Origin of the sequence: Dyadobacter frigoris (assembly GCF_005280585.1) — a bacterium.
In the GTDB taxonomy this organism is placed as follows: domain Bacteria; phylum Bacteroidota; class Bacteroidia; order Cytophagales; family Spirosomataceae; genus Dyadobacter; species Dyadobacter frigoris.
On sequence record NZ_SZVO01000026.1, the window covers coordinates 19,829 to 38,915 of the forward strand.

The window sequence follows — 19,087 nt, forward strand, 5'->3', positions numbered from 1 at the left end:
GTATAATAAATTTGCGGCGCATTTGTCTATTGATTTGCTTTGATAAGTATCAATGTTAAATCACTTAAAACAATGCTTATGAAACCTACGGTAAAAAGCCAGGAAACTCCGTTTAAAAAATTTACGATTTCCCGCCTGGAGAAAGCCAAAGGAGCGGCTACTCAAAAGCCCAGGGAAACAACGATGACCACCAGTGGTACTACCTGCACCCAGGGATGGTAACTGGCCGGGCGGTTATCTAAGACGAGACAACCCTGTCATTCTTAAAGCGGTATCATGGCTAATCTGTGATACCGCTTTTATGTTGAGGAAAGGTAAAGTGATGCCAGCGAAATCCAGGGAAAAGTACTTCGGCAGCTCTTCAGGTTCATAACGAATTGCTATGTCAGCAAGCGACGACAAAGCAAGTAGCGAAAGGTTTTTTTATGCAGAGCAGATCATTTTTCTCGAGGAAAGAATTATTAATCAGGAGATTCTACACATCATTAGCATGCTGGCCTGAAGGCAGCCCTTGATTACCGAAGCTTATTGTCAATCCTACGCTATTTTAAAATCGATCAGCGTTGCTTTTTCAATGCTGTTTGAAGGTGAGTATCTACAGTAAAACCTTATCACTTTTCATAGTAGCCGAAGTTTGACGGAGATCACAAAATACATCTTTTGCCCACTATTACATAGGGCATATAATCTGCTGTTCTTAATAGCCAGCCAACTCTCATACAGCCAAACCGGGAAAGTTGGGTTTGATTCTCAATGTTTGAATTTGGGCTCATCCAAATTTCAAAGGAAAACCTCACATTCAATAGTAATATGGCGAATAGTATACCCAACACCGTTTTACTTTAAAGAATAATCTTTATATTGAATTCAAATAATATACCTTAGTGGTGGTATCTAAAATACCACCACCAGGGAGTAATTGCCGGGCAATTCTTAATCCGATTTCAGAAATAGGTTGATCCAGTCATCCTTAATCGAACTTATATCAGAAAGTCAATTAATGTAGGTTTCAATTGAACCGTCAAAATCCATAATGTCAATTCCTAATTTTTTAACATTAATTAATATGGAAAAATCTAAGACTATTATACTTATTCACGGAAACTTCGTAAACAACACCAGTTGGGCAGAATGGAAAAGTTATTATGAGCAAAAGGGCTATAAGGTTTACACGCCCGCAAACCCTGGACACGATGGCAATCCTGCTGATCTAAGAGCAAAAGTTCATCCTGATCTTGTTAAAACCGGGTTTATTGATGTTGTAAATAACATCTCCGAATTAATCAATACTCTACCGGAAAAACCATTGATTATTGGCCACTCGATGGCGGGAATGGCGGCATTGAAATTGATGGAAATGGGAAGGGCAACTGCGGCTGTAAGTATTGACGGAGCACCGCCAAAAAATGTCTTTCCACCAATTCAAACGCTTAAAACAGTATTACCGGCTTTTGGATTTTTCTCGTTCAATAAGTACTTTATGGGTAGTCGTAAATGGTACGACAATTCCTTTTTCAATACGATCCCTGATGCAGAAAAAGCAAGAGCGTTCGAAAAATTTGCGGTACCCGAAAGTTATAAAGTAAGTCGTCAATTGGTCCTTGACTCCTTTTCAAATATAGACTTTAAGAAAGCGCACGTTCCGGTTTTGTTTGTTGGTGGCGGCAGCGATCACATTTTCCCTCCTGACCTTACAAGGACAATTGCGGGTAGATACAAGGACGTAAGTAGCCAGGTTGATGTCAAAATATTTGAAGGCAAGAGTCATTTCATTTGCGGGGAACCAGGCTGGGAAAAGGTGGCTGATTATATCCTGGAGTGGTATCAGTCCTTGTGAGATTGCAAACAAACAGTGCAACTGGCAAGAACGGCAGGACGATCAATTACTAATTCCGGCCTGCAAGAATTCCAGTTACAGTGACCAGGCACTACTAAGCATCAAAAGTTGTGTTATTGACCGATGGAGTATTCAAATAAAATTATTGAAGATCTCATGTCGAAATTCAAGTCGCTCATGGGTGTAGATTATGAAAGGTACAAAAACCACGTATACCGTGTTTTTTTGAACTGCACTTTAATCGATAATAAAAAAGATAATGAGGATAAGTATGCCATTGCAGCAGTATTGCATGACGTAGGCATTTGGACTGACCATACCTTTGACTATTTATATCCTTCGATAGAGCAGGCCAGAATTCATTTGACTGAAATCGATAGGACAGACTGGATAGCCGAAATTTCCCTGATGATCTATTGGCACCATAAAATGAGTAAATACCAAGGTACACACGAACACATGGTAGAAACATTCAGAAAAGCGGACTGGATAGATGTATCATTAGGGCTACTGACTTTCAAATCTGACAAGAAGAAAATCAGTGAAAACAGAAAAAGGTTTCCAAACCTGGGCTTTCATACATTCCTTGTAAAAGAATCGTTGAAGAATTTATTAAAACATCCCACAAACCCATTGCCCATATTTAAGAAGTGAAATATTTCGCACAATAAATCACACGTTTGCTTTGCATTAAAGCTTGGCGGACTATTGGGCTTGGCGGTATTTCTCATGAAAACCATTAAAAGAAAAACTACAGCAGGACTGATTTCACTTCAATGAAGTAATTATGCTCGCATATTGTTTACCAAATTGATGGAAAGCCCAGCATAAAAGTATTTAGGTGGTCAATTACACCGAATTCTCCAGTTTCCAGCACCAACCGACCATTCGCAATTATTAATTAAAAATGTCTTTATCGTGCCGCATGACATTATGTGTTACTGTTTACACTGATGCTGTTGGTGTAACGCATCTCTATTACTGCCTTATAAATGAGCGGACGAGATGAAAAAGTACGCATTATCAGGCTGCAAATCCCCTTCTGTTATTCGACGAATTGGATATTCCGGAGCATGTTGACCCCATAAAAGCCGGAATGTTTTGGAATGTTAAAGTAGCCTGATTCGCTGGAATCGCCTGCCATTCCGGCACATATTGACCCCCTTAAAAGTTGAGAACGGAACGTACCGGAGCATGTTGACCCCTCTAAAACGGATTTCGACATGGTGTACCGGAGCATACTGACCCCCTCTTAGCGTTGGTTTTGGTTTATTTAGTGATCTTTTAATGACTAAAAGCAGATCACTGATGGCTGGAAAACCAAGACCTATGAGCCAGATTAAACAACTTTTACGATTACATTCTCAAGGCTATTCCATTAAGGCTATCGCCCGTACGCTCGGTATTAGCAAGAATACTGTGAAGTCGTATTTAAGCAAACTGGAATCCGTCAATATCCAGCCGCAAGACTTATTGCAGCTGGAAGATCCTGCACTGGAAAACAAGTTTCATGCAGGCAATCCCGCTTATAAAGATCCAAGGTATGTGCATCTGAAGGGTAAGCTTGATTACTTCCGGAGCCAGCTTGAAAAGGTCGGGGTAACCAAAAAATTACTTTGGGAAGAATACATTCAGACCTTTCCGCAAGGATATGGCTACTCTCAGTTTTGCTTCCATTTACACCAGCAGCTTGTGGCTGCCAGGTCGTCTTCGGTTCTTGTTTTCCAGCCCGCAGATAAACTCATGGTCGACTTTGCGGGCAAAGCGATGCATTATATTGATAAGCAGACTGGTGAAGTGATTGCCTGTCAGGTGTTTGTTGCCTGTTTACCTTTCTCGGATTATGCCTTTGCTATGGCGGTTCCCAGCCAGCGGATCAGCGACTTCCTGTACGCTCTTTCCTGTTGCCTGAACGAATTGGGTGGTGTACCAAAAGCTTTGGTCCCTGATAATTTAAAGTCTGCCGTGATAAGAGCTGACCGTTATGAACCCCAGATTAACCAGAGCCTGGACGACTTTGCCAATCACTATAATATGTCGGTGGTACCGGCAAGAGCGGGCAAACCTAAAGACAAAAGTAAAGTTGAGAACCAGGTCAAGCTTTTATACACCCGGGTTTATGCCAAGCTTCGTAACCGTCAGTTTTTTGATATCACTTCCTTAAATGAAGCGATAAAAGAAAAGATCAACGAGCATAACCAGACACGCATGCAGCGCAAGGATTACTGCCGTCAGGAACGATTCCTGGCCGTAGAAAAACCTCTGTTGTTACCATTGCCTGAGCAGCACTTTGAGCTGAAGTACTACTGTGAACCCAAGGTTGCCCATAGTGGTCACGTCTGTATCATGAAGCACTTTTACAGTGTTCCCTACGCGCTGACAGGCATAAAGGTAAAGGTTGTTTATACCCGTAATATGGTCAACATTTATGCGCACGGCAAGATGGTCGCTGTCCATATCCGCAGCTATTTAAAGGGAGGATATTCTTCTGTAAAAGAACATCTGAGTTCTCAGAATCAGGCCTATCTGGACCGTAGCCCTGCTTATTACCTTCAAAAGGCCAGAAGTAAATCCGAAGACTTATATCTTCTGGTCGAGCAGATCTTCCAGCAGGACCGTTATCCTGAGCAGCTCTACCGCAGCTGCGACGGTCTTTTTCGTCTGCACCGCGATAGTAATCCGGATAAGTTCGCAAAGGCCTGCCAGATTGCCATTGATAACGGAATTTACTCTTACCGCTTCATTCAGAAGATCCTGGAAAATAACATGACCGATCATCAGGACGAGATAACCCAGCCGCAAACACTACCGGCACATCACAACATCCGGGGCAAAGATTATTACATACAGTCTACCATTAACTTTTTACAAAATGAAAATTGAAGTGCAACTTAAAGAACTACGTCTGCATGGTATGTGCAGCAGCTGGCAGGCATTGCTGGAAACCCGAAGACATCATGAGCTCAATCTTGCCGAAGGTCTTGAACTCCTTCTGCAAGCAGAACACCAGCAGCGTAGTGACCAGCGTTTTGAACGGTTACAGAAGAACGCGCAGTTCCGCTACCAGGCTTCCGTCGAAGAATTAAATATGGATAGCTCCAGAGGACTTGACCGTTCGCTGGTCACAGAACTGGCTACCGGCAATTATCTTTCCAAAGGCGAAGCCATCCTGATCAGTGGCGCTTCAGGCGCAGGAAAGAGCTTTTTAGCATCGGCTCTTGGCCACCAGGCCTGTGCGCAGGGCTATAAAGTCCAATACTACAACCTGCAAAAGCTGTTGTTGAAAACGAAACTAAGCCGGGTCGACGGAAGCATTTACAAGCTCATGGAAAGACTATCACGTTCTGAACTCCTTATTCTGGATGACTTTGGACTCACCCGGCTAGAACAGCAGCAGCGCATGGACCTGATGGAAATTATTGAGGATCGCCACGCGAAAAGGTCCACCATTATTGCAAGTCAATTACCGGTTGCAAACTGGTATGATGTAATTGGGGAGGAAACGGTTGCCGACGCGATATTAGATCGATTAGTCCATACTTCATACCGGATCGAACTAAAAGGTGAAAGTTTAAGAAAAAAACGGTAAAATTGTCAGCCCATCAGAATCTCTCAGATCAGAACCTAAATTAAGGGGGTCAGTATGCCCGGTACGGGGTCAGCATCAACGGAATATCCAACGAATGGTCTTTATATAAATTTTCGGCACGTTTGTATAAAACTTTTGCTGATCTCAATCCTGCTTAGGAAATTAGCCTAAAACATTTAAATGTACTGATTCTCAGCACGGTTCATACTCCCCCCGCTGACTCCCAGTTACAATAAACTCAACGTGATATGGAGCAAAAATATACTCTCGCATGGTTGGATTTTATCGTCACCGTTACGCTAAACGCTTCAAAAACCGACCTTACTTCTTTCAGTGCTGAACAATCCAAACTCATTGTCAAAAAGGCCGTTCAGGAAAAGGAAAAGCATAAAACCCTTATCCAGGACCTTAGTTTCGGCCTTTTCGACCGAAGGAAGATCCAGCTTCTGATCAAACAATATCATGGCACCCTGGTAGTGCTACTGGACAAAGCATATGAAAATGTTGCACAGGTAGACGGGCGAAATACAGTAGTGGCAACCACCTGCGAAGCCGTGCTTGAATGCATTCACGAGCTGCTCTCTTTTATTGAGCAGCGCTTTGGGGAATATATTGGACTGGATGAAAGAGCCCCTGCAGCTTACCTTTCTGAAACGAAAAAAGACCTTAAAGGCCGCATAGACAACTTGAAAATAAGCTTAGTCAGCAACGTCGGCAATAAGAACCTGACTGACATCCTACTACACGCACTGTATAATTTCACAAACGAGATTCAAAAAAGGATTGTCACATTCCGGGAGATTTTCTACAAAAAAGAACTAGTCCGTGAACTGGAAAAGGTAAGTGAGATTACAGACCCGTCACGGGTGCATGATGCTGTGATTGAACAACTGATCTATTTAAATTTTAACAGCAGGGCGTTTATGAACTACTATACCCGTAAGATTGCCCAAAAAGTAAATGCACCAGGACCGTTAAAGGACAAAGTCGACTTACTGCTGTTTTTTTATAAGGAGTTTAACCAAATGCACCGAAAACCGGGCATCAGGCTGAACCCGCATTATGGAGACATCAAAAAGGTTGTGGGTAACTGGTTTGCGCAGGAAATCTCCTACCTGGAAAAAAAGCACCAATGGGATGTAAGCCCGCTTACTTCGGCTGCTGAACATATTAAAGAAAGCAAACCAGAACCGTTCAAAGTCATGTGTTTTCTTTCTGTTGACCAAATCGGCCTGCTGCTGCGTACGCTCGATGGTCTGAGAATAGTTCAGGCGCGTTCGCTTACCCTGGTATTTGAAAGCATTGTTCCGTTTTTGTCCACACCGCGCGCACCACAGCTTTCCGCTGAAAGCTTACGCAACAAGTCCTATAATTTCGAGGAGCGTGATAAACAAGTCGTGATTAAGATGCTAGAGTCCATGATTGAATGGATCAGGGAATACAAGCACCGTTAAAACACCGACTTTGCTAATATGTACGAAAAAGAGGTTACAACAGACAATCCGCATATTAAAATCGATATACGTGATTACTATGGTAATTTGTGACTGAGCTTTTAAGCTTCCAATAACTGGCTATCCCCCAGGTTTAGTGAAATATTACATACAAAATCGAACACTAATTGTTCACTACCGTACATCCATTTCAACTATAAGTGCGCTTTACAGCGGCAAATTAGATATTTTGTCTATGGCACCATTGTTTGACATTCCAAAAATCATAAATCCAAGCCCGTAAACATGAAATCAGAGCTTTTAAAAATTACCTTATCAATATATTTTACATTCCTACTTTTGGCGCCACAAGATACTTATTCCCAGATCAGGTTGCATACAGAAGATCTTCCCCGGTTTTACCAGGCGTTAGATAGCGTAATGACTACGACGGACACAATAAAACAGGCTTCATTCGTTCAAAAACTATATGTCGACAAGGCCAGTAAAGGGCTTGTCGAATTTATGCAATTACGGGGCGGCAACACGCAGGAATGGCTTAAATTTATGACTAACAGCAGATCCACTCTACTCGAAAAGAGACCGTATATTTTATCCGCTATTAACCAGGAATCCAGGATATCAAAAAAAATCAAAAAGTTTAAAATTATCTATCCTGATTTTCGGGACGGTGACATTTACTTTTGTGTTGGCATTAACAACTCCGGCGGAACAATCCGGGATAACACTGTCTACATTGGTACAGAAATTTCGGCAAACCAAAGCGGGGACTGGGCTGTTCCCCTTGTTCTTCACGAATTTGTTCATACCCAGCAATGGACCCAGCGAAATATTAAAGAACTTATCAAAGACGAGCAAGCAGCCAAAGTATACATGGATTCTCATAAAAGTCTGTTAGGCCAATGTCTTGGAGAAGGAATGGCCGATTTTGTATCAGAACTGGTATTAGGTCAACGCTTAGCTGAGCGGTTCCCTGATGGACACACTGCTTTTGGTGAAAAATATGAAAGAGATGTATGGAAAGCATTCCAGAAAGATATGTACCAGGATATGGGTAATACACAAGGGTGGCTTTACGCTGAAAAGGAAATTTCTGGCAAGAGCTGTCGGGATCTGGGCTACTACGTTGGTTACAAGATTTGTAAAAGTTATTATGATCAGGCCAGAGATAAAAAGCAAGCCTTGGCATATATGATCGGGGTGAACTTGACTGATGAAAACTCTAAGGAGTTTTTACTTTTTTCCCGCTATAATCCTGCAAAGATGGGTGGAGTTGAATAGTTTTCATTTCCGGTTTAAATACTATAACCAAATCTATAATCACTTGTCTCGAAGAATACGAAAAGAATCTAGCTTTTACACAATCTCTTCTTAAATAAACAACTTTTGATAACGCAAAAATTGCTCAATTGGTAGGTGTAGCCGAGGATTTCGTATCCCATATCCGAATAGAAATAAACTTATTCAGTTTCATCTTCGTACATTCGTATTTTTTCTTCAAGTTGGGCAATTAACTTTCGTTGAGTGGCTAATGTTTCTTCTTTCGAGGCAGTTAGTTTAATACTATAATCAAGTTTTTCAGCAAGTATGTCAATTTTATTTTGCCATATTGAGTACTCTGCTTCCTTAAATTTCCTCAAATCAGGGTCATCATACAAATGCACAAAAAAGTCATAATTAAGAACTATCGATATCTCTTTCAACAGATTGGTATCAATTGTGCCCCGTTTATAAATACTTGCAATACCTTGTTTAGTTTTATTGATTTTTTCACCGAAACCTTGTTGCGAAAGCCCTTGACCTTCGGCAACGCTCTTTATCAATTGCCCAATCCGTTTTGTCATAGAGCAAATATTCCACTTCGTAACTGCTAAACCCCCATAAAATAGGATGTTATTAGTTGTCTTTTGTATCTTTATATTTGTCTGCATGTAAAATATGTTTTATCTTTGACATGTAATACTCTTATAACAGGTTTACCTAGTTTGCTGAGGTATAACGATTTACGATAATATTATATGAATAGTTACATTTTTTAAGAATTGTAGCCTTTTTTATGGCTTTCAAGATTGTTTCTGGCCGCACCTGCCAAGTTTACGGAATCCAGAAACGACGAGTGAAGCCCTGCGTCCTCATTTGTATATTTGTATAAATGAAAAAGGCGCAGGATGCTCACTTGCTATATTCCAATCCTGGCAGGTGCGGATGGCGAGTAGAGGCCTGTGCCTTTTTTGTTTAACTCGCCATTAGATTGATTGAGATTATTCAAATAATCAATATGTCTAATGAACCAATATCCGAATCTCATTTTTCGCTTAATTATTCGTAAACCGGAATAATTCTTCTGCTTTCATGTTCCCCTCGAGCATTGGTAAAGTAATCCCAGCTCTGTCGCGCAGCAGAACTGGCCTATGGAATCCTATTGCCTACTTTTTACAAATCGCCAAGTTTTTCGATTTCTTTTTCACTCCTTAAATAACAGTTGCAATGAACTCACGTTTTTGCTCCCCAGGCAGAATACTGCCCTATCTATTCTATTTTTCGCTATTTTATCTTCTGCTCTGGTGCTGGAAACCGGCGCGGGGGCAAAGTGTTGCAGCTTACAAACCGCTGCAGATCGGTGATACGGTCCCTGATGTAACAATCAACAACATCCTGCATTACAAAACGCCAACGGCTAAACTCTCTGATTTTAAGGGGAAGCTTCTGATTCTTGACTTTTGGGCCACCTGGTGCACCCCGTGTGTGGCGATGATCCCAAAGATGGATTCGCTTCAAAAGCAATTTGAAGGGAAGGTTCAGTTTCTATCAGTGGCCTACCAAAGTGAAAAGGAAGTCGCTGCATTTATGACCAAACTTGCCAGCAGGCGGGGTGAACGTATACCTATACCGGAAGTTGTCGGAGACAAAATCTTAAACCAGCTTTTTTATCATAATGCGCTTCCACACTATATATGGATTGATCAGGATGGCATAGTTAAGGCTGTGACGGGGATGAAGGAAGTAAACAACCAAAATATTGAATCGTTTCTTAAAGCCCGCCAGGCATCCATGGCCGAAAAAAAGGATGATATGGCCATACCCTACAATCGAGACAAGCCCTTTCTGATTGATGGGAATGGCGGAAAGGGGGAAAATCTGATCTTCCATGCAGCCTTTACCGGATTCACAGAAGGCCTAAGCAATGGCTACAATTTAACCCGAAATAAAGAAGATAACTATCTCACATCCAAAATTTCGGTACGCAACCTCTCTTTACCACAAATATATTGCCTTGCCTATGGAGAAGGAAAAACATACCTGGGAAAGAATAGATTAATTTTTGAAACTGCGGATTCTTTATCTCTAACCGGCGCGCTTGCGGACAATGATCAACATTACCGTGAATGGCGAAGCAATCATACTTTTTGTTACGAGGTCATCGCCCCGCCCTTTTTAAAAAAGGAAATATACAAGATGATGCAGCAAGACCTGGATAGGCTCATAAGACCCTACAAAGCAGAAATGAAACTCCGCAAAACGAAGTTCTACGCACTTATACGGACTTCGGCCAGGGATCTTCTTAAAAGTGCCGGAGGGCCTTCCCAGAGTAACTTCGATGGCATGGGATGCAAGTTACGCAATGAACCACTTAGCCAGTTTAGCGGCCAGCTCAATGTTATTTACCTGCAGCGCCTGCCATATCCTTTCCTAAATCTGACCGATTATAATGAAAATGTAGATATGGAGATCCAAGCCAATATGTCAAGCGTTGAATCTTTAAATCAGGCACTAGAAAAATATGACCTGAAAATTGTGGAGCAGGAAGGTGAAATACCTATGCTGGTCATTGAGAATAGAATCTTGTGAAGCCGGTTCAGCCGATCATGATCCAGAATAATTGTGAGCTTAAAATTTAATCCACATGATAAGAAAAAGTCTATTTTTCGGAGTGATCTGCATTGCTATTTGCTTTGGTACGATCGCCCAAAACCGTGAAACACTAACAGGGTCAGTAGTTTCCAAACTGGGAAGGCAACCGCTACCTGGAGCAACCATTCAGTTGAAAAGTAATGGTGCTGCTACCATAAGCGACCCTGTAGGACGTTTTAGTATTTCTGGACCTGCGAGCCAGGATACGCTTTTAGTAACCTATTTAGGGTATTTATCGATACAAATACCAGTCAACACATTTACCGCAGGAGTACAGCAAATCGAGTTGAGCGAAAATGCAAACCAACTTGGTGAGGTAGTAGCTACGGGCTATCAAATGATTCCCAAAGATAGAGCAACAGGATCATTTGTGTTTATTGATAACGAACTATTGAACCGCAGGACAGGCGCTGGAATTTTGGACAGACTGGCAGATGTCACCCCAGGGTTAGTTTTCAACCGCAATACAGGCGCAGGGGCTAACCCAGTAAGTATCCGTGGGCAAAGCACCATTTTCGGAAATGCGAAACCTTTAATCGTTATTGATAACTTCCCATACGAAGGAGATATAAGTAACCTTAATCCCAACGATGTCGAAAGTATAACTGTCTTAAAGGATGCAGCGGCAGCATCTATTTGGGGAAGTAGGGCAGGTAACGGGGTTATTGTCATCACCATGAAGAAGGGCAGGCAAAACCAAGTTTTTAAGGTCAGTTTTAACAGCAATGTTCAGATTGGGAATAAGCCTGATCCATTTTACAGACAGCAAATGCCGGTTGCTGACTTTATCGACATAGAGCAGAGGCTTTTTTCAACGGGATATTACCGTAGCAGTGAATTATCGGTAAATAAATATCCCCTCACTCCTGTGGTAGAACTTCTTGTGGCTCAACGGGACGGGATAATAAGTGAAGAAACGGCCCAAAATAAAATCGAAAGCCTTAAAAATCAAGATGTTCGCCAGGACATCGAGAAGTTCTTTTATCGAAAAAGTATTAGTCAGCAATATGCATTGAATCTGACCGGAGGATCCGACAATCATCAGTTTCTGGTTTCCGCCGGTCATGACCGAAATCTGAGTAATTTGATTGGGAACCAGCAATACCGTACCACCCTGAATTTCACAAATGGCTTCACCTTTTACAGAAAGAAACTGGAATTAAATCTCGGTATTTATTATACGGAAAATTCCAACCGGCAGAATAATCCTGGGCCCGGTGCGATTAGCCTAAGCAGCGTAACTGGTACATCCCCTTTGTATCCTTACGCCCGCTTGGCCGATGACATGGGCAATCCCCTGGCAATAGCAAAAGATTATCGGGACAATTTTACTCAGCAAGCCATGCAGAAAGGGCTGCTGAACTGGGACTACAAGCCTCTTGACGAAATCAGGATTGCAGATAACAAGTCAGGGCTAACCGATTACCGCTTCAACGCAACTATGGGGTACAAAATAACGGACGCTTTTAGGTTTGAAATTCTCTATCAGCATGCGCGGAGCACAACACGCACCCGAAACCTGCAGAGTCAGGATAGTTATTATGCAAGGAATCTGATCAACCGATTCACTCAACCGGGAAGCGGCGGCTCACTTATACGTCCCATACCACTGGGTGGCATCAAAGATGAAAATTCAGGATTGTCTATTAACAAAAGCCTAAGAAGTCAGGTTGCGTATGAAAAACAATGGAGTTCCAATCAGCGCTTTGTGGCTTTGGCCGGATTTGAGGCACGGGATTATCACAGCTCAACCAACGGTTATCGACTGTATGGTTACGATAATACTCACGCAGCCAGTAAACAGGTAGATTATATATCCACCTTCCCATCTTATATAAACCCCACTTCCACAAACAATACCATCCTGAATAATGATACTCAGTCTGAATTGACAGATCATTATCTGTCTTACTACGCTAACTTTTCCTACACGCTCTATCAGCGGTACACGCTGACGGGAAGTGCGCGCCTGGATCAGAGTAATCTGTTTGGGGTAGAAACAAATCAGAAAGGGGCGCCTCTGTGGTCGGCGGGCGGTAGTTGGAATTTAAGCAAAGAATCTTTTTACCATGTCTCATCACTGCCTTATCTCAAATTAAGGCTTACCTATGGTTTCAACGGTAACATAAACAAAAGTGTGAGTGCTTTGACTACCGCACGGTTTGGTAGCAGTGTTGATTACCTCACGCGTTTACCTTATACCACCATCATCAATCCGCCCAATCCAACTTTAAAATGGGAAAAAGTACAGATGTTGAATTTTGGGATTGATTTCGAATTTCTTAACGACCGAATTGGGGGAAGCTTAGAATTCTATCAAAAAAACGGTAAAGATCTGATTGGCAACATTGCTCTGGCCCCCTCAACAGGAATAGAAACATACACAGGCAATACCGCTGGCACCAAGGGAAAAGGAATAGATCTGGTATTTAATACACATAATGTAAAGGGAGAGTTTAATTGGAATTCCAATCTTTTTTTTAGCTACGTTTCAGAAAAGGTCATTGACTACCCTGTCAAAACCAGTCCCAATATCTACATCACATCAGGAGCAGGTGCGGGCACCTACCCACTTGAGGGACGTCCTATGTATGCCTTTTACAGCTACAAATGGGCAGGCCTCGACCCGAATACCGGCGATCCCATGGGCGTGCTTGAAGGGCAACCCAGCAATAATTACTCAAGAATAATAGCTGGGACTACAACCGAAAGCATGATTTATTCCGGCCCTGCAAGACCTGCGGTTTTCGGGGCTTTCCGAAATAGTTTTTCATGGAAGAATATTTCGCTTTCAATTAATATGAGTTACCGCCTGGGGTATTATTTCCGGCGCTCATCGGTGAGCTACAACTCGGTGCTCAGGGGACAGGGGGGACACGCAGATTATACCCGCAGATGGCAGCGTCCGGGCGATGAACTCAGTACCAACGTACCTTCCATCCCGCCTGCCATTAATACCAGCAGGAATACATTTTACCTATTCTCGTCCACCTTAATGGAAAAAGGTGACCATGCAAGGTTTCAGGATTTAAATTTAAGTTATAACATCCTTAAAAGTCAGTGGAAACAGATGCCCTTCAGTCATATGCAGCTATACCTTTATGCTAATAATCTCGGTCTGATCTGGAAATCTAACAATTCTGGGTTAGACCCTGATTATCCGGACGGCCCACCGCAGATGACCCTGGCATTTGGTGTTAAAATCGATTTATAGCATGTTGTGCTGTGTTCAAAACGATGATCATTCAAATAAACACTTTTATGAAGCAGATCAATATTACCTTAAAACCCTTCGTGTACCTTATTTGCCTGTGCGTGTTAATGTCCTGTGAGAACGAATTTTTAGATGTTCGACCCGATAAGGCTTTGGTGGTCCCGCAAACGCTGGACGACTTTCAAGCGATTTTGGATAACACTTCGGTTATGAATGTAGCCCCTGGGTTGAATGAAGTCTCAGCGGATGATTTCTTGGCAACCGAAGCTGCCTGGGGAGTCTTATCTGAAGTTGAGAAAAATTGTTACATATGGCAACCGGATCTTTTCGGATCCCAGCCATCAGTCGAATGGAACTATCCTTATCAACAGGTATTCTATGCTAACATTGTCTTAAATGGCCTTTCCGCTTTAAAACCGGATATGGCACAAATTTCCCGATGGCAGAATCTACATGGCAGCGCTTTGTTTTACCGAGCCATTGCTTTTTACCATCTGGTCCAGATATTTGCCAGTCCATATGGCTCCGGCGATCAGGCAAGCCAACCAGGTATCCCACTTAGATTAGACCAGGGTATTGAAAAGAAATCAACAAGGTCAAGTCTGAAAGAGAGTTATGATCAAATCGAAAAGGACCTGTTAATGGCAGTCGAGTTGCTTCCTGAAAGGACAAACTATAAAAGCCGTCCCTCCAAGGCGGCTGCTTTTGCCTTGCTTAGCCGGTTGTATCTGACTATGGGGAATTTTGAGAAATCTTTGGTTTATGCAGATTCTAGCTTAAAAATTAATAGTCAATTAATGGACTATTCGCTACTGGATTCAACTTCGTTAAGTCCTTTTCCCTCAGCCTTGCCAAACGGTAACGTGGAAGTTCTCTTTCACACTGCAAAGACGCCATATCTGTTCGAGACAATACCCACTGTCGTTGTTGACCCTTTGGTATTTTCGTCATTCGCGCATGAGGATCTTCGGCGTGTTTTATTTTTTAATAATCGGGGAAACGGTATCATTACTTTTAAGGGATCCTATAATTCATTTAATAACGGCTTTGCTGGTCTGGCGACCGATGAAATTTACTTGATAAGGGCTGAATGCTTTACACGGTCTGGAAAAATAGCAGAGGCTCAGGACGATCTCAATTTTCTATTAGCCTCAAGATGGAAAAAAGGAAGCTTTACACCTGTAAAGGAAGATTCACAAGATGCACTTTTGCTTCGAATAATAAATGAGAGGAGAAAGGAATTGGTTGGACGAGGATTGCGCTGGACGGATTTGCGAAGACTCAATTTAGATGCCCGATTCGCCAAAACACATACGAGGAGGATTGGAGGTCACACGAGTTCTTTGTCGCCCAATGACGTTAAATATGTATTTCCGATTCCAGATAACGAGATATTAATGAATGGTCTGCAACAAAATCCAAGAGAATAAGTTCTAGAGCTAATAAGGAGCTGCCACAAATTTGTGACAGCTCCTTGGTACTAACTTCATATTTTCTACGGATTGATGGTAAATGCACCGGGGGTAACTCCTCCTGGCACACCGGCAATTAACGTTTCCGCAGTGCACTGCTCTGTTGGAGAGCTTTGGCAACGGTAAGTACCAGTAGTTGTTCCAGGTTGTATTGAACCTAATTCCTGCCACGCTTCTCCATTAAAATAATATTGAGGTGCCACAGTTGGCCTAAAGGTATTCTCTGCCAAAGCCAAACCACCACCCATTACCAGTGCAAACACGGGTAAATACTTCAATTTAAAAATAGATTTCATAGAGCATTTGTGCTTCTTTGAAGCGTTGAAATTTGAAATGAAATAACTTTTCACCTACACCGTTTTCAGTAGCAGTAGGTATTACCTGGCAGAAAGAAAAAACCCTTGGCCGTTTCCTTCCGACTTTTGTTCATAAATCACTCGCTGCCACGTATCCTCCTTTCCTTTGATGATGTAACAGATATATTCCTACAATCGATAGGGTCAGAAAAAACAGGTTGAATAAGAAGTGAGCTGGAAATCCCATGTGACGAATGACACTGCTACAGGAGCACGGAACCCGGTCAAAAACATTTAGTAGTACCAGACCGATGTATCCAGTAAAAAGTAACATCAGTATAGCTGAGCCGTAAAATCCGACTCGCCGGGTTTTCTCGGTAATCAGAAGCAAACTGACAACTAGCTCAGTGATCGGGATCAGCCACAGCAGCCAGCTGATAGACCATACGGGCAGCGTTTGGTTGGCGAGTTGCCTATGGAATTCCTCCGTATTTACCAGCTTGCTTGCAGCCGTGTAGAAAAACAGGATGATAAGCACTGCTGCTAAAATAAAAGTAATACGTTTGGTAGTGAAAATAGAAAAGTTCATGACGGTTGAATTTTTTAATGAGCAACATTATTCCTTCCACCCACAATGCGGGATCTGGTGCTTAAATCTTACAATCAGCGGCTAAATCTATAATCTGAAAAGAAAATGTCAGTCTTTGTAAGCACTCTTTATGAACTCTCTGCCGAGTTAAAACCCAGCACAAACAAGCTAACGCTCCTAGGTATAGGTTATCGTTTACCCGGTGAGAAACACTTGTACGCAGGATATTTTTACAGTTAACTAACTTTTCCTTTCAATCAGTTCGAATAAAAAATGGTCTTTACTCTCCTATGACTGAATGGCGATTCGTGCTGCAATACTTAATTTATTAATACCGTAGGTTACTAGTAACCGGTATGCTTGAAATCTTCATTAGTAACTTTACTCCGCATGGATTTGCGGCAACGTTGGCTGGTTCGGTTATGCGGCAAATAATCAGCCTAAAACAAATTCACAATGGCCCCCATGAAATCTTTGATGTGTTTAGGAGGACCGAAACAAAGTTCGCAAGTTATTTTAAGATTATTTGTTCGAATTTCCGACTTGATTTGTTCGATTTTCCGACTTTCACGAGATGGTAGCGGAAGTGTCGAATTTGAAAGAAGGTAACCAGTTCAGCTACCTCTTGTTTTTAGCAGCCACCTGACCGGGTGAAAATCCGTAGTATGAGCGAAATTGCGTACTAAAACTGGATGTACTGTTGTAGCCCATTATTTCTGATACAATTACGATCGGCTGTTTGTCCTGGCTCAAAAGCAGAAACGCCTGCTGCATCTTTAACTGATTAATATACTTTTGTATACCGACCCCGAAATTGCTTTTAAAAGCCCTGTTTAAGGTATCAGGATGGATGCGAAACCGTCGACTTATTTCAGACACTGCTGGCAAAGGGCCGCTTTTGATGTCTGTTTCTATGAATTTTTTTGCAGACATTGTCTTGTCAAAAGCCTCTCCGATCAGTCTGTTCTTATATCTGGCTAATTGTTCTCCGTACTGTTTCAGGAGTACAATTAATATCATCTTAATTGATAGTGACTTCTGCTCGAGGCTAGTACTCCGGAGTTGCTCCAATATTTGATCAATGCTTTCAATCACAAAAAATGGGAACTTATGGCAATCCGGAGAACCAATTCTGAAATGGCTTCCTGCCCGAAAATCAGACGGAGCCATCTTTAAAACATTGTCAAGGTATTTTGTGTCAAAAATATACAGAAGGCCTGCCATCAGCCCCCGCGCTAATATCAACCGATATTTTCCCAAGGGGACATTGATTGCTCCATATTGACCCGCAGATAAAGTAAATGAGCTGCCGCTTTCTTGATTTTCACATACCATGGCCCCGCTAAATCCATAATAAAATACCAAAGATGGTTTAGTAAAAGCTACTTCGATACCAAGATCCTCTTGCAAGTGGATTTCAAAACACTCCATCAGAAAATCATATGTGATAACACGCTGCCTTAGGATGTTTCCTGCTGCCCACTGCATGTGTTTAATGTCTCCGTAATTGATTGGATAAAAACAGTTGGACGGAATTGTTCGGGTTGTGTCCACCGCCGAGGCGATTGATGTCGGCAGCTTTACCGTATAGATTCTTTTCATAACGATGAGTAATTTACCGATGGACGGCACACAATAAATAATAGTTACCAATCCATCATTTAAAACTTAGTACCATTTTAACTTCGCTGAAAATTATATCCATAGCATTAGGTTGATAATTTATTACGAGAAACATTTCCTGAGTTAAACTGTAATTTCTTGGCTCATATCAGTGGAAACTGTATACTTCTGAAGGTTTACGGGCCAAAAAATATCTACTTTTAGACATCCGCGAAAGTCGGATTTTAACAAGCTTAGACGGTTGAATTCAAGATATATTATACCAATTTCATTGATCTGGTACGATGCTATCATCAAAGCTCGGATCAGGAATTGTAAAGAACAAAAGTTTTATACGAAGCGTCGGATATTTTATACGGAGCTACACAAATACTAGATAAACATGCCATTATAAGAGGGATACTCAACGTCATGGATGCGACCAAACCCTTCGTAATAACATGTCTCAGGTAAAAAGCAACTATTACGAGTGTTTATGGATAAGATTTGTATTTTGACAGACTTTACCCAAACCGCCAAAATGAAAAAATTTAATGCGGCTTATTCACTTCGTATACATAGGCTTACAGTTCTATGAAAAGTAATAGTAACTTCGGTGAGGACACACCAGGTGCGGATGAAATTTCGCTGATTTTTAACCAAAGCTCGTAGCTTTGCCGTTTAGATTTAATACATAATCCGGTAAGTTATGACAAAAGCAGAAACCATTTCAAAAATTGCCGATAAGACCGGAATACAGAAAGAAGAGGTTGAAAAGGTAATCGAGGCATTTTTTGTAACCGTCAAAGATTCGCTGTCTCAGGCAGAAAACATCTATGTGCGCGGTTTCGGAAGTTTCATCATTAAACAGCGGGCTCAGAAAACGGCAAGAAATATTGCCCTTAATTCCACAATCATCGTTCCGGCTCACAACATTCCGTTTTTCAAACCATCCAAGGAATTTGTCAACCAGGTTAAAGAGGGAGCCCTGGTCGAATAATACGATTTTATAAGTACGCTAATTGATTAATCCCAGGCAAGTTTTTGTCTGGGATTATTGTTTTACACAGAAATTCCCCAAACAAACATAACAGGAACGGCGATAGTAATAAATAAAAAATA

At 41.8% G+C, this 19,087-nt stretch carries 15 protein-coding genes; 11 read left to right on the forward strand and 4 right to left on the reverse strand.

Annotation, left to right across the window (positions count from 1 at the left end; translation table 11 throughout):
- Positions 1-78: 78 nt before the first annotated feature.
- The 7 genes from FDK13_RS35655 (at position 79) to FDK13_RS32890 (ending at position 8,161) form a co-directional block, all read left to right on the forward strand.
- The gene (locus FDK13_RS35655) at positions 79-222 is read left to right on the forward strand and encodes a hypothetical protein (RefSeq protein WP_170982983.1); all 144 of its coding nucleotides are present in this window, start codon (positions 79-81) and stop codon (positions 220-222) included.
- Between the two features lie 844 nt (positions 223-1,066).
- On the forward strand, positions 1,067-1,837 hold the full coding sequence (locus tag FDK13_RS32865) for an alpha/beta hydrolase (protein ID WP_137344266.1): 771 nt from the start codon (positions 1,067-1,069) through the stop codon (positions 1,835-1,837).
- A 156-nt stretch (positions 1,838-1,993) separates the two neighbouring features.
- Positions 1,994-2,491 carry a phosphohydrolase gene (locus FDK13_RS32870; RefSeq protein ID WP_137344267.1) on the forward strand — a complete coding sequence of 166 codons (498 nt, stop codon included), beginning with the start codon at positions 1,994-1,996 and terminating at the stop codon, positions 2,489-2,491.
- 633 nt (positions 2,492-3,124) lie between these two features.
- Entirely contained in the window at positions 3,125-4,720 is a 1,596-nt protein-coding gene (gene istA / locus FDK13_RS32875) for an IS21 family transposase (protein ID WP_229216322.1), read from the forward strand.
- Positions 4,710-5,426 carry an IS21-like element helper ATPase IstB gene (gene istB, locus FDK13_RS32880; protein WP_137344268.1) on the forward strand — a complete coding sequence of 239 codons (717 nt, stop codon included), beginning with the start codon at positions 4,710-4,712 and terminating at the stop codon, positions 5,424-5,426. The genes istA and istB overlap by 11 nt, the downstream gene beginning before the upstream one ends.
- Positions 5,427-5,674: 248 nt before the next feature.
- The gene (locus FDK13_RS32885; protein WP_137344269.1) at positions 5,675-6,880 is read left to right on the forward strand and encodes a hypothetical protein; all 1,206 of its coding nucleotides are present in this window, start codon (positions 5,675-5,677) and stop codon (positions 6,878-6,880) included.
- A gap of 285 nt (positions 6,881-7,165) precedes the next feature.
- Entirely contained in the window at positions 7,166-8,161 is a 996-nt protein-coding gene (locus tag FDK13_RS32890; protein ID WP_137344270.1) for a gliding motility protein GldB-related protein, read from the forward strand.
- Between the two features lie 179 nt (positions 8,162-8,340).
- Here the strand turns inward: FDK13_RS32890 and FDK13_RS32895 are convergent, their stop codons facing one another.
- A complete protein-coding gene (locus FDK13_RS32895) occupies positions 8,341-8,811 on the reverse strand; it encodes a hypothetical protein (protein ID WP_137344271.1) in 471 nt (156 codons plus the stop codon).
- A 556-nt stretch (positions 8,812-9,367) separates the two neighbouring features.
- On the opposite strand from FDK13_RS32895, the gene FDK13_RS32900 reads away from it, so the two are divergent.
- Genes FDK13_RS32900 through FDK13_RS32910 form a run of 3 tightly spaced genes read left to right on the forward strand, consistent with a single transcriptional unit; the run spans position 9,368 to position 15,436 of the window.
- Entirely contained in the window at positions 9,368-10,729 is a 1,362-nt protein-coding gene (locus tag FDK13_RS32900; protein WP_137344272.1) for a TlpA family protein disulfide reductase, read from the forward strand.
- A gap of 55 nt (positions 10,730-10,784) precedes the next feature.
- On the forward strand, positions 10,785-14,006 hold the full coding sequence (locus FDK13_RS32905; RefSeq protein WP_137344273.1) for a SusC/RagA family TonB-linked outer membrane protein: 3,222 nt from the start codon (positions 10,785-10,787) through the stop codon (positions 14,004-14,006).
- A 47-nt stretch (positions 14,007-14,053) separates the two neighbouring features.
- The gene (locus FDK13_RS32910; protein WP_170982984.1) at positions 14,054-15,436 is read left to right on the forward strand and encodes a RagB/SusD family nutrient uptake outer membrane protein; all 1,383 of its coding nucleotides are present in this window, start codon (positions 14,054-14,056) and stop codon (positions 15,434-15,436) included.
- A 65-nt stretch (positions 15,437-15,501) separates the two neighbouring features.
- Here the strand turns inward: FDK13_RS32910 and FDK13_RS32915 are convergent, their stop codons facing one another.
- The 3 genes from FDK13_RS32915 to FDK13_RS32925 form a co-directional block, all read right to left on the reverse strand.
- On the reverse strand, positions 15,502-15,756 hold the full coding sequence (locus FDK13_RS32915; RefSeq protein WP_137344275.1) for a hypothetical protein: 255 nt from the start codon (positions 15,754-15,756) through the stop codon (positions 15,502-15,504).
- Between the two features lie 148 nt (positions 15,757-15,904).
- Complete coding sequence (locus FDK13_RS32920) at positions 15,905-16,363, reverse strand: MauE/DoxX family redox-associated membrane protein (protein WP_137344276.1); 459 nt, start codon at positions 16,361-16,363, stop codon at positions 15,905-15,907.
- 618 nt (positions 16,364-16,981) lie between these two features.
- Positions 16,982-18,016, reverse strand: coding sequence for an AraC family transcriptional regulator (locus tag FDK13_RS32925; protein WP_137344277.1), 1,035 nt, complete (start codon positions 18,014-18,016; stop codon positions 16,982-16,984).
- Positions 18,017-18,674: 658 nt separating this feature from the next.
- Here FDK13_RS32925 and FDK13_RS32930 point away from each other — a divergent pair.
- On the forward strand, positions 18,675-18,965 hold the full coding sequence (locus FDK13_RS32930) for an HU family DNA-binding protein (RefSeq protein ID WP_137344278.1): 291 nt from the start codon (positions 18,675-18,677) through the stop codon (positions 18,963-18,965).
- The last annotated feature ends 122 nt before the right edge of the window (positions 18,966-19,087 follow it).